Raw genomic sequence first — 12,503 nt, 5'->3', positions numbered from 1 at the left:
AGGCATGAAGAAAAAATCTGGCGAAAGGTTGTTCAAAAATCCACCAGTCCCGGTATGATCGCGCGCCCTGATGCACATGCCTGGTAAACCCCGATGATGAAGCCCAACCTGATCGCCGCAGCCGAGATCGACCGTCTCGATACCTGGGCCAAATATTCGGCCCCGATGTGCGGATCGTGCATGTCCAGCTGCTGCACGCTGCCGGTCGAGGTCAAGATCAAGGATCTGGTGCGTATCGGTGTGGTCGACGAGTTCGAACTGGGCGACCCGCCGAAGAACATCGCCAAGCGCCTGCAAAAGGAAGGCCTGGTGGAACGCTTCAACCAGAAGTCGGGGATCTTCACCCTACAGCGCATGAGCAACAACGATTGCTACTACCTGGATCGTAAGAGCCGGCTGTGCACCATTTATGACAAGCGCCCGGACACCTGCCGCAACCACCCGAAAATCGGCCCGCGTCCGGGGTATTGCGCGTACAAGCCGAAGGAAGTGGAGCGGGTGCAGAATTTCCGGGCGATCGAGAAGTTCTGATCTGCCCTTGATCGTTCCCACGCCTTGCGTGGGAACGAGACATCAAAAAAACCCGGACAAACAAAAACGCCCCCGGTCTCTCGACCGGGGGCGTTTTTTTAAGCCTGGGCTAAATTACGCCTTGGCTTTCTTGGCAGCGCGGGTACGCTCGCTTTCGTCCAGGATCTTCTTGCGAAGACGGATGGACTTAGGAGTGACTTCGCACAGCTCGTCTTCCTGGATGTATTCCAGAGCCTGTTCCAGGGTGAAGCGAACAGGTGGAACCAGAGCGATGGTTTCGTCTTTACCCGAAGCACGCATGTTGTCGAGCTTCTTGCCTTTGGTCGGGTTTACACCCAGGTCGTTGTCGCGGGAGTTCTGACCAACGATCTGACCGTTGTAGATCTCTTGACCGTGTTCTACGAACAGCTTGCCACGAGCCTGCAGGGTTTCCAGGGAGTAGGTCAGCGCCTTGCCGGTTTCAACCGAAACCAGAACGCCGTTCTGACGGCCGGACATGTGGCCCGACTTCACTGGAGCATAACGATCGAAGATCGAGGTCAGGATGCCAGCACCGTTGGTCAGGGTCAGGAACTGGTTACGGAAACCGATCAGACCGCGAGCAGGGATGTTGTATTCCAGACGAACACGGCCCTTGCCATCCGGCACCATGTTGCTCAGGTCGCCTTTACGCAGACCCATCTCTTCCATGACCTTGCCCTGGGATTCTTCAGGGATGTCGATGGTTACGTTTTCGAACGGTTCCTGCTTCACGCCGTCAACTTCACGGATGATCACTTCAGGACGGCCCAGGGCCAGCTCGAAGCCTTCGCGACGCATGGTTTCGATCAGTACCGAGAGGTGCAGCTCACCACGGCCGGAAACCTTGAACTTGTCAGCCGAGTCGCCTTCTTCAACGCGCAGTGCAACGTTGTACAGCAGCTCTTTGTCCAGACGATCCTTGATGTTACGGGAGGTCACGAACTTGCCTTCTTTACCGCAGAATGGCGAGTCGTTTACCTGGAAGGTCATGGAAACGGTTGGCTCGTCAACGGTCAGAGGCTTCATCGCCTCGACGGTGTTGATGTCGCACAGGGTGTCGGAGATGAACAGCTCGTCGAAACCGCTGATGCAGACGATGTCGCCGGCAGCTGCTTCTTCAACGTCGATGCGGTGCAGACCGTGGTGACCCATCAGCTTCAGGATACGGCCGTTGCGGCGCTTGCCGTTGGCATCGATAGCGACAACCGGAGTGTTCGGCTTGACGCGACCACGAGCGATACGGCCAACACCGATAACACCCAGGAAGCTGTTGTAGTCCAGAGCGGAGATTTGCATCTGGAACGGGCCGTCACGGTCAACAGCAGGCGCTGGAACGTGGTCGACAACCGCTTGGTACAGCGGGGTCATGTCTTCCGCCATGGCGGTGTGGTCCAGACCGGCGATGCCGTTCAGGGCCGAAGCGTAAACAACCTGGAAGTCCAGTTGTTCTTCGGTAGCGCCCAGGTTGTCGAACAGATCGAAGATCTGGTCCAGAACCCAGTCAGGACGCGCGCCCGGACGGTCAACCTTGTTGATGACCACGATTGGACGCAGGCCGGCTTCGAAAGCCTTCTTGGTCACGAAACGGGTTTGCGGCATAGGGCCGTCTTGAGCGTCGACCAGCAGCAGCACGGAGTCAACCATGGACATTACGCGCTCAACTTCGCCGCCGAAGTCGGCGTGGCCCGGGGTGTCCACGATGTTGATGTGGTAGCCGTTCCAGTTGATGGCGGTGTTTTTCGCCAGAATGGTAATGCCGCGCTCTTTTTCCTGGTCGTTGGAGTCCATCACGCGCTCGTCGTTGAGCTCGTTGCGCTCCAGAGTGCCGGATTGACGCAGGAGTTTGTCTACCAGGGTGGTTTTACCATGGTCAACGTGGGCAATGATGGCGATGTTGCGTAGATTTTCGATCACTTGTGTATCTCGATCAGAGGATTCGGTTTGCTGACAAGTCTTGGCAGCGATTAGCAGTAGTGTCCGGCATGGCCGTTACAGCTTGACGGCGGTGTCGGGGGGCCGGTGACGCAGGCCACAGGCAAACAGCCCCGGGCACTTAGCTCGGTCGATAAACGCGCACATTGGCATGCCCCTCACTGAGCAAATGGTGAGCATGCAGGCGACTCATCACGCCTTTGTCGCAATACAGCAGGTACTGGCGAGTCGGATCCAGCTCCTTGAAACGAGCGTTCACTGCGTAGAACGGCATCGTCTGTACTTCTATGCCCTCGAGCTCCAGCGGCTCATCCTCGGCGGCATCCGGGTGACGGATGTCGATGACGATCTGGCCGGCCAGTGCTTCGCTGACTTCTTCGATTTGCAAATCCTGGCCCAATTCGTCGATCACCCGATCGATCGGCACCAGTCTGGCGTTTGCGAGCGCACGCTCAAGCACCGCCATGTCGAATTCCTGCTCTTCGTGCTCAACGCGACCACGCTTGGCGGCGGTTTTCGGATTGACCGAAATGACCCCGCAGTACTCCGGCATGTGCCGGGCGAAATCGGCGGTACCGATCTCGTTGGCCGTGTCGATGATGTCCTGCTTGTGGGCGACGATCAGCGGACGCAGGACCAGTTTGTCGGTCACGCAGTCGATCACCGACAGGTTCGGCAGCGTCTGGCTCGACACCTGGGAGATCGCCTCACCGGTGACCAGCGCATCAATGTGCAGACGCTCGGCGATGGCCGAGGACGCGCGCAACATCATACGCTTCAATACGACGCCCATATGACTGTTATCGACTTTGCCGAGAATTTCGCCCAACACTTCTTCGAACGGAACACTGACAAATAGCACGCGTTGCGAGCTGCCGTACTTCTTCCAGATGAAATGCGCGACTTCCATCACGCCCAATTCGTGGGCACGACCGCCCAGATTGAAGAAGCAGAAGTGCGCCATCAGGCCGCGACGCATGATCTGGTAGGCGGCAACCGTCGAGTCAAAGCCGCCGGACATCAATACCAGCGTCTGCTCCAGCGCACCGAGCGGGTAGCCGCCGATGCCATTGTGCTGGCTGTGGATCACAAACAACCGTTTGTCGCGAACTTCGATGCGGACTTCGATTTCCGGCTGTTTCAAGTCGATTCCGGCAGCACCGCACTCACGGCGCAGCTTGCTGCCGACGTGTTTTTCGACGTCCATCGAGCTGAACGCATGCTTGCCCGCACGTTTGCAGCGCACCGAGAAAATCTTCCCGGCCAGTGCATCGCCGTAGTGCTCTTTGCACTTCTCGGTGATGTCGTCGAAGTCACCCAGCGGGTACTCGTCGATCTGCAGAAAGTGCGCGATGCCCGGCATGCAGGTCAGGCGCTCGCCCATCTCTTTCAGGGCCTTGGGGTCGGTAACGCGGGTTTCCAGCTCGAGATTGTCCCACACACCGTTCACCACCACGGCCGGGTCCAAGTCGCGGAGCACGGTGCGGATGTTCTTGGCCAGCTGGCGGATGAATTTCGTCCGGACAGGTCGGCTTTTGATGGTGATCTCGGGGAAGACTTTTACGATTAGTTTCATGAAAACAGCGCGCGCAGGGCCAGCCGAAAAAGGGGGGCGCGGATTATAGCGGAAATTGCTCAAGGTTTAACCAGTTAATGTGCAGAAGGTTTTGCATGCACCAAAACGGGTCATTTTCGACTTAAAGCGCTACATTAAAGGGCGAGATTTTCACCCTTTATGCGCTTCGCACCTTTATAAGCGTGAATTTGGGGCAAAAAACCCATGCTGGGGCACTGGCATGCAATTTGCTCCCTTGTGAGGCAGGTTGCCTTGGCAGAGTATTCGCGCCGGCATCACCAACATTTAAGGGCATCCACTACCAGCCCTAAGCCACCCGGAGGACACTATGTCGAAGTCGGTTCAACTCATCAAAGATCATGACGTCAAGTGGATTGATCTGCGCTTCACGGACACCAAAGGCACTCAGCACCACGTGACCATGCCGGCTCGCGATGCGCTGGAAGACGACTTCTTCGAAGTTGGCAAGATGTTCGACGGTTCCTCCATCGCTGGCTGGAAAGGCATCGAAGCCTCCGACATGATCCTGCTGCCGGACGACGAAACCGCCGTTCTCGACCCGTTCACCGAAGAGCCGACCCTGATCCTGGTCTGCGACATCATCGAACCGTCGACCATGCAAGGCTACGATCGCGACCCGCGCGCCATCGCCCACCGTGCCGAGGAATACCTGAAGACCACCGGTATCGGTGACACCGTATTCGCCGGTCCGGAGCCTGAGTTCTTCATCTTCGACGAAGTGAAGTTCAAGTCCGACATCTCCGGCTCGATGTTCAAGATCTACTCCGAGCAAGGCTCGTGGATGTCCGACCAGGACGTGGAAGGCGGCAACAAGGGCCACCGTCCAGGCGTGAAAGGCGGTTACTTCCCGGTTCCGCCGTTCGACCACGACCACGAAATCCGTACCGCCATGTGCAACGCACTGGAAGAGATGGGTCAGACCGTTGAAGTTCACCACCACGAAGTGGCAACTGCCGGTCAAAACGAAATTGGTGTCAAGTTCAACACCCTGGTGAAGAAAGCTGACGAAGTTCAGACTCTGAAATACGTTGTACACAACGTGGCCGATGCCTATGGCCGCACCGCGACCTTCATGCCGAAGCCTCTGTACGGCGATAACGGTTCGGGTATGCACGTTCACATGTCCATCGCCAAAGATGGCAAGAACACCTTCGCTGGCGAAGGCTATGCCGGCCTGTCCGAAACCGCCCTGTACTTCATCGGCGGTATCATCAAGCACGGTAAGGCCCTGAACGGCTTCACCAACCCGGCCACCAACTCCTACAAGCGTCTGGTGCCAGGTTTCGAAGCTCCGGTGATGCTGGCCTACTCGGCTCGCAACCGTTCCGCCTCGATCCGTATTCCTTACGTCAACAGCCCACGTGGCCGTCGTATCGAAGCACGTTTCCCGGATCCGGCTGCCAACCCGTACCTGGCCTTCGCAGCGCTGCTGATGGCTGGTCTGGACGGTATCCAGAACAAGATCCACCCAGGCGATGCGGCTGACAAAAACCTGTACGACCTGCCGCCTGAAGAGGCGAAAGAGATCCCGCAAGTTTGCGGCAGCCTGAAAGAAGCCCTGGAAGAGCTGGACAAGGGCCGCGCGTTCCTGACCAAGGGCGGCGTGTTCTCCGACGACTTCATCGACGCCTACATCGCGCTGAAATCCGAAGAAGAAATCAAGGTTCGCACCTTCGTACACCCACTGGAATATGAGCTGTACTACAGCTGCTGATCCGGTAGCGCTGCACTACGCGGCGTGACAAAAGAGAGGCCTCCTTCGGGAGGCCTTTTTTGTGCCCGCTCATCCATGGATAATCCGCCGCTTTCGCGCCATGACCGGCGCCTTGACGAAGGGATTCGCATGAAGTGGTTACGGGCTATCGCCCTGATGGCCGGCCTCGCCTGCTCGACAGCCGGCGCTGCCGAGTTCTATGAAGACAAGCCGCTGGCTCACCCGCTGATCCAGGGCTTGCAAGAAAGCTCGACGACCCTGGCGTTCATCAAGGAAGCGAACGGCGTCAAAGGCTATTACTGCCGTTGCGAGACACCGGGCGAACGTCCGCAATTGCTTGATGACTTCGGCCAGGCGAGTATCGAGTCGGTTTTTCTCATGTCGCTCGACAGTGAAGACCCCACTCGCTTCGTGCTTTTTCGGCAAAGCGACGGCTACAGGATCTACGCCTACAAGTACAACGACAACGATCACCTCTATAGCCGTGTAACGCGACTGCAGCCAGCGCTGGACCGTATCACTCAAGGCCGCAAGCAGCTCGACGCCCTGACCATCAAGAAGGCGTTGAGCCAGATCACCCCGCTCAACTACAGCCTCCTCCTTGAAGAGTCCGGTGTACCGGAATTCGACCAGCTCGATCTCAGCCAAGGGAAACTGGTGAGCTATTACAGCCAGTACTACGACCCACTGAGCAACCCGACGCCAGATGACGAGCCCTACTTTTTCAAGAAGACCTACCAGGAAAAAGACGGCCGGTTTCTCACCGTGACCTTCTGGCGCTGGCTCGACAAGACCCTCGTCGAGGGTAACCGCACGCTCTACAACTATCGGGTCAGGCGTATTGCCTGGGAAACCGAACCGACGAGATTCACTGGCGGCGAAGACGGCCAATCGGTGTCTTATGATTCCGTATCGATCTCGGCCCAAGGGGCCTACAAGCAAGGCGTACGCATCGGTCCGTGGTCGTCTTCCAAAGACGAAAAATACTCGGAGTCCGGCAATTTCGTAGAGGGCAAACGAGAGGGGCCATGGAGTCTGTACCAGGATGGTCAAATTCTGGAGGGCGACTACCACAATGACTTGCGCGAGGGCCGCTGGCAGCATCACAACTACGACGAATTGGAATGGGTCGCCACAGGATTCCAGACCTATGCCCACGGCCAACTCAACGGCCCCAGTGAATTGACTGTTCGCGGTACGACCGAGCGCGGCGAATATCGCGATGGCAAACGCGAAGGCCTCTGGGTGACCAAGGCGGACAATGGCCACACCCGGAGTGTCCACTTCGCTGACGACAAAAAGGAAGGCGAGTTGCGTGAAGTCGACGCCAATGGTGTGCTGCTCTTCATCGAGCACTACAAGGCCGATGTCCTGTCCGGCGCCCGCGAAAGTGCGGTTACGCCTAGCATCTCACAATAATTCCGGGGCGCTTGTGTGAGCGGATGTTGTCCCGGTTGGGCTAACCGCCGCCCCTGGCCTATGCTGCAACCCATCGTTTTCGTTTCCGGTCGATTTCATGGGTCGCACCTTTCTCTACATCCTGCTGCTGATCGCCCTGCCCGCCAGCGCGCAGATCTACAAATACACCGACGCCAGCGGCAACACGGTGTACAGCGATCATGCGCCGGACGGCGTGAAGGCGCAGCCGGTGGAGTTGCCGCCGCTCAACAGCGTCCAGCCTCAGGCACCGAGCGTGCCGTCGTCGGACACGGCCAGCCGGGCGCCTGCGCGCAATGCCTATGACGTGCTGGAACTGACCGGCCTGCCCACCGAAGAGGCTCTGCGCGCCAACAACGGCACGTTCACCGTCAGCGTGCAGATCAAGCCGCGACTGCAACCGCCACATCAATTGCGCCTGCTGCTGGACGACGCGCCTTATGGCCAGCCGAGCAACGTGCCGATCCTGCAACTGGTGAACATTGACCGGGGAGACCATCGCCTGGCGGTTCAGGTGATCAATGGCGAGGCGATCATTCAGCAGAGCCCGGCAGTGGTCTTCACTGTGCAGCGGGTGCACAAGCCATGACTCGCGGATTGATTGCCGTGTGTCTGGCTCTGTTCGCGCTTGGCGCATCCGCCGAGGTCTTCACGTATGTCGATTCGCAAGGCAATCGGGTCTACACCGATCAACCGCGCGGCAATGCCAAGCGTGTGCCGCTGGCCACCAGCAATCGCATGGCCTCCAACCCGACCGGGGCGGCGCCCATTACCAAAGCTAAAAAATCACCGGAGCAACCGCTGTTCCGCTACGACATGCTGCGGGTGCTGGTTCCCGAACCGGACGCGACCATTCGCAGCAGCGCCGGCGAATTGATCGTCAGCATCACCAGCGAGCCGGGGCTGCAAAAAGGTCATCGCTATCGCCTGCTGCTGGACGGCCAGGCCACCGGCGAGCCCGGCCTTAGCCCGGTGTTCCCGCTGAGTAATATCGATCGCGGCAGCCATAACCTGTCGGTGGAGATTCTCGACGCGCAGGATCGCATCGTCGAGCGCACCGCCAATCAGCCGTTCCACATGCAGCGCATTTCACTGGCACAGAAACGCCAGGTCAAACCCTGCACCACCGAAGACTACGGCGTTCGCCCGGAATGCCCGCTGAAAGACAAACCCGTCGAACCGAAAAATCCCTTCCTGCGTTTCTTCTAACGCCGTTCAGCTTTGCGCACTATATTGGTGCAACAGTCTGCACCGTACCCACATTGCAACCCATTTTGGTTCGAAAGTACCCGCCAGGGCCGGCCGATCGCCACGCAAACGAGCGTCAAACGCCCGTTTCAGGGGTCGAACGCTTCTTTTCGGAGCCTTGGTTTGGTTTTTGCATTTTCCACACATCGGCGCCTAGTTCTCGCGCACGCCTTGCTCCAAAAGAGGTCCTGATGACCATAAGCGACGCACTCCACCGTTTGCTGCTCGACAACCTGACCACCGCCACCATCCTGCTCGATGCCGAATTGCGCCTCGAGTACATGAACCCGGCGGCGGAGATGCTGCTGGCCATCAGCGGTCAGCGCAGCCATGGCCAGTTCATCAGTGAGCTGTTCACCGAGTCCACCGAGGCGCTCAATTCGTTGCGCCAGGCGGTGGAACAGGCGCATCCGTTCACCAAGCGCGAAGCAATGCTCACCGCCCTCACCGGCCAGACCCTGACCGTGGATTACGCGGTGACACCGATTCTCAGCAACGGCGCGACCCTGCTGTTGCTGGAGGTTCACCCTCGCGACCGCTTGCTGCGGATCACCAAGGAAGAGGCGCAACTGTCGAAGCAGGAAACCAGCAAGATGCTGGTGCGCGGCCTCGCCCACGAGATCAAGAACCCGCTGGGCGGCATCCGTGGCGCCGCGCAACTGCTGGCCCGGGAACTGCCGGAAGACAGCCTGCGCGACTACACCAACGTGATCATTGAAGAGGCCGACCGCCTGCGCAATCTGGTCGACCGCATGCTCGGTTCGAACAAACTGCCGTCGCTGGCCCTGTGCAACGTCCACGAAGTACTGGAGCGCGTTTGCCAGTTGGTCGAGGCCGAAAGCCAGGGCTGCATCACGCTGGTACGCGATTACGACCCGAGCATTCCCGACGTATTGATCGACCGCGAGCAAATGATTCAGGCCGTGCTGAACATCGTGCGCAACGCGATGCAGGCGATCAGCAGCCAGAACGAGTTGCGCCTGGGCCGCATCAGCCTGCGCACCCGCGCCATGCGCCAGTTCACCATTGGCCACATCCGCCATCGCCTGGTGACCAAGATCGAGATCATCGACAACGGTCCGGGGATCCCGGCGGAACTCCAGGAAACCATTTTCTTTCCCATGGTCAGCGGCCGTCCGGACGGTACCGGGCTGGGCCTGGCCATCACCCAGAACATCATCAGCCAGCACCAGGGCCTGATCGAGTGTGACAGCCATCCAGGCCACACCACGTTCTCGATCTTTCTGCCACTGGAACAAGGAGCCACATCGACATGAGCCGTAGTGAAACCGTGTGGATCGTCGATGACGACCGTTCTATCCGTTGGGTCCTGGAAAAAGCCCTGCAACAGGAAGGCATGACCACCCAGAGCTTCGACAGTGCCGATGGCGTGATGAGTCGCCTGGCGCGCCAGCAGCCGGACGTGATCATCTCCGACATCCGCATGCCGGGTGCCAGCGGTCTGGACCTTCTGGCGCGGATTCGCGAGCAACACCCACGACTGCCGGTCATCATCATGACCGCTCACTCCGATCTGGACAGCGCTGTCGCCTCCTATCAGGGCGGTGCCTTCGAGTACCTGCCAAAACCGTTCGATGTCGACGAAGCGGTGTCGCTGGTCAAACGCGCCAATCAGCACGCCCAGGAACAACAGGGCCTGGAAGTCGCGCCGACCCTGACCCGCACCCCGGAAATCATCGGCGAAGCACCGGCGATGCAGGAAGTGTTTCGCGCCATCGGGCGCTTGAGCCACTCCAACATCACCGTGCTGATCAACGGCGAATCCGGCACCGGTAAAGAACTGGTGGCTCACGCCCTGCACCGCCACAGCCCGCGTGCGGCCTCGCCGTTCATCGCGCTGAACATGGCGGCAATCCCGAAGGATCTGATGGAGTCCGAGCTGTTCGGCCACGAGAAAGGCGCCTTCACCGGCGCGGCCAACCTGCGTCGCGGGCGTTTCGAGCAGGCTGACGGCGGCACGCTGTTCCTCGATGAAATCGGCGACATGCCGGCGGACACCCAGACCCGACTGCTGCGGGTACTGGCCGACGGCGAGTTCTACCGCGTCGGCGGGCACGTGCCGGTCAAGGTCGATGTACGAATCATCGCCGCGACTCACCAGAATCTGGAAACCCTGGTTCACGCCGGGAAATTCCGTGAGGACTTGTTCCACCGCCTCAACGTGATCCGCATCCACATTCCGCGCCTGTCGGACCGTCGCGAAGACATCCCGACTCTGGCCAAGCACTTCCTCAGCCGCGCTGCGCAAGAGCTCGCAGTCGAGCCGAAGCTGCTGAAAAGCGAGACCGAGGAATACCTGAAAAACCTGCCATGGCCGGGCAACGTGCGTCAGCTGGAAAACACCTGCCGCTGGATCACGGTGATGGCGTCCGGGCGCGAGGTGCACATCAGCGACCTGCCGCCGGAATTGCTGAGCCTGCCGCAGGACTCGGCACCGGTGACCAATTGGGAACAGGCGCTGCGTCAGTGGGCCGATCAGGCGTTGGCGCGTGGCCAGTCGAGCCTGCTCGACAGCGCGGTACCGGCGTTCGAACGGATCATGATCGAGACCGCTTTGAAGCACACCGCAGGGCGTCGCCGTGACGCTGCCGTGCTGCTGGGCTGGGGCCGGAACACCTTGACCCGCAAGATCAAGGAACTGGGAATGAAGGTCGATGGCGGGGATGACGACGAAGGCGAAGAAGGCTGACCTTCAGCGCCCGCCTGCACCGCCGCAAGGCACCGTGACCCGTAATCGGGCACGGCCGCTGGCTCAGACCTGCACCGCAACCCGCTGAAAAAACCATCCGGTGAAAAGACGAAGGCCCCGTATTACGGGGCCTTCATCATTGTGTCGGGCTTTTTTGTTTCAAAACGATAAAAACTGGCACGCCCCCTGCAATAACCCAATCAGGTGATTCGTTTCACCAACCCTTTCGGGGGCCTTGGTACAGGCAGGCCGGGGATTCCCCTCTTTACACCGGACTCGATGAGTCCACCCTTTTGGGGCCCTTGATACAGGCAGGTCAGGGGTTCCTTCTTTACACCGGCTCAGTACGCGATGCGATGAGCCCGCCCGTTTCGGGAACCTTGGTACAGGCAGGCCGGGGATTCCCTCTTTTATTGCTCCCGGAGATGGATCTCCAGCCGCCAGCGGTCATCGACCTTGCTGCCGGCCCACTCCCCTTGCAGCGGGCGCGCTGCTACCAGCGTCAGCAACAGGCCCCCATCACTCAATCGCGTCCGCCAGTTCACGTCCTTGCCGTTGAGCTTGAGCTGGCCCTTCTGCGCCTTCCCTTCGGCCTCGAACAACAGCGCAACGCTGCCATCGACGATCTCGCCGTGCAGCTTCGGCTCGTTGTTGAACCAGACCGCCAGACCGCCATCGATCACCTCGACCTGCTGCAAGACGCTCGGGTCAGGCGTGGTCAAACGGCCGATCATCATCCCGACCATCACACCGACGATCGCCAGCGACGCCATCACCCGCGGGAATAGTTTCGAACGCGGGTCGGCTTGCGGCGTAGAATGCGCGTCATCTTTACCTTCGGAGCCGTGCATGTTTCACGTCATCCTTTTTCAACCGGAAATTCCACCGAACACCGGTAACGTTATCAGGCTGTGCGCCAACAGCGGCTGCCACCTGCATTTGATCGAACCGCTGGGCTTCGAGATGGACGACAAGCGCCTGCGTCGCGCCGGTCTCGACTACCACGAGTATGCCACTCTGCAGCGCCATGCCGACCTGGCCAGTTGCCTGGAAAGCCTCGGTAACCCTCGGTTGTTCGCCTTCACCACCAAGGGTTCGCGACCGTTTCACGATGCGGCGTTCGTCCCCGGCGATGCGTTCATCTTCGGCCCGGAAAGCCGTGGCCTGCCGGCGGAAGTGCTGGATGCCCTACCCGCCGAACAGCGTCTGCGCCTGCCGATGCGCGAAGGTTGCCGCAGCCTGAACCTGTCCAACACCGTAGCGGTGGCCGTGTACGAAGCGTGGCGGCAGAACGACTTCAAGTAACACCATAC

General features: G+C 59.5%; 11 protein-coding genes. 8 read left to right on the top strand and 3 right to left on the bottom strand.

What is annotated here, in order from left to right; all coding sequences use genetic code 11:
• Nucleotides 1-93 precede the first annotated feature (93 nt).
• A complete protein-coding gene (locus IF199_RS01870) occupies nt 94-531 on the top strand; it encodes a YkgJ family cysteine cluster protein (RefSeq protein ID WP_025110918.1) in 438 nt (145 codons plus the stop codon).
• 114 nt (nt 532-645) lie between these two features.
• Here the strand turns inward: IF199_RS01870 and typA are convergent, their stop codons facing one another.
• Both typA and thiI read right to left on the bottom strand, forming a co-directional pair.
• A complete protein-coding gene (gene typA, locus IF199_RS01865; RefSeq protein WP_096821971.1) occupies nt 646-2,466 on the bottom strand; it encodes a translational GTPase TypA in 1,821 nt (606 codons plus the stop codon).
• 139 nt (nt 2,467-2,605) lie between these two features.
• Nucleotides 2,606-4,060, bottom strand: coding sequence for a tRNA uracil 4-sulfurtransferase ThiI (gene thiI, locus IF199_RS01860; RefSeq protein ID WP_192559552.1), 1,455 nt, complete (start codon nt 4,058-4,060; stop codon nt 2,606-2,608).
• Nucleotides 4,061-4,388: 328 nt separating this feature from the next.
• Here thiI and glnA point away from each other — a divergent pair, with 328 nt between their 5' ends.
• The 6 genes from glnA to ntrC all read left to right on the top strand — a co-directional run bounded on the left by glnA (nt 4,389) and on the right by ntrC (nt 11,190).
• Complete coding sequence (gene glnA, locus IF199_RS01855) at nt 4,389-5,795, top strand: glutamate--ammonia ligase (RefSeq protein ID WP_085712782.1); 1,407 nt, start codon at nt 4,389-4,391, stop codon at nt 5,793-5,795.
• A 129-nt stretch (nt 5,796-5,924) separates the two neighbouring features.
• Nucleotides 5,925-7,214, top strand: a complete 1,290-nt coding sequence (locus IF199_RS01850) for a toxin-antitoxin system YwqK family antitoxin (protein WP_192559551.1) — start codon at nt 5,925-5,927, stop codon at nt 7,212-7,214.
• A gap of 97 nt (nt 7,215-7,311) precedes the next feature.
• Complete coding sequence (locus tag IF199_RS01845) at nt 7,312-7,821, top strand: DUF4124 domain-containing protein (RefSeq protein WP_192559550.1); 510 nt, start codon at nt 7,312-7,314, stop codon at nt 7,819-7,821.
• Nucleotides 7,818-8,441, top strand: coding sequence for a DUF4124 domain-containing protein (locus IF199_RS01840; protein ID WP_192559549.1), 624 nt, complete (start codon nt 7,818-7,820; stop codon nt 8,439-8,441). The genes IF199_RS01845 and IF199_RS01840 overlap by 4 nt, the downstream gene beginning before the upstream one ends.
• Before the next feature lie 230 nt (nt 8,442-8,671).
• Entirely contained in the window at nt 8,672-9,757 is a 1,086-nt protein-coding gene (gene glnL, locus IF199_RS01835) for a nitrogen regulation protein NR(II) (protein WP_096821967.1), read from the top strand.
• A complete protein-coding gene (gene ntrC, locus IF199_RS01830; protein WP_096821966.1) occupies nt 9,754-11,190 on the top strand; it encodes a nitrogen regulation protein NR(I) in 1,437 nt (478 codons plus the stop codon). Before glnL ends, ntrC begins: the two co-directional genes overlap by 4 nt.
• A gap of 410 nt (nt 11,191-11,600) precedes the next feature.
• On the opposite strand, the gene IF199_RS01825 is transcribed toward ntrC, so the two are convergent.
• Complete coding sequence (locus tag IF199_RS01825) at nt 11,601-12,041, bottom strand: hypothetical protein (protein ID WP_192559548.1); 441 nt, start codon at nt 12,039-12,041, stop codon at nt 11,601-11,603.
• Between IF199_RS01825 and trmL the strand changes: the two genes are divergently transcribed.
• Nucleotides 12,040-12,495 carry a tRNA (uridine(34)/cytosine(34)/5-carboxymethylaminomethyluridine(34)-2'-O)-methyltransferase TrmL gene (gene trmL / locus IF199_RS01820; protein WP_027611265.1) on the top strand — a complete coding sequence of 152 codons (456 nt, stop codon included), beginning with the start codon at nt 12,040-12,042 and terminating at the stop codon, nt 12,493-12,495. The two genes, IF199_RS01825 and trmL, sit on opposite strands and share 2 nt — an antisense overlap.
• Nucleotides 12,496-12,503: the final 8 nt, after the last annotated feature.

The sequence above is a fragment of the Pseudomonas allokribbensis genome (genome assembly GCF_014863605.1).
In the GTDB taxonomy this organism is placed as follows: Bacteria; Pseudomonadota; Gammaproteobacteria; order Pseudomonadales; family Pseudomonadaceae; genus Aquipseudomonas; species Aquipseudomonas allokribbensis.
The sequence above is the reverse complement of the archived record's forward strand: the minus strand, read 5'-3'. Positions and strand labels throughout refer to the sequence as shown.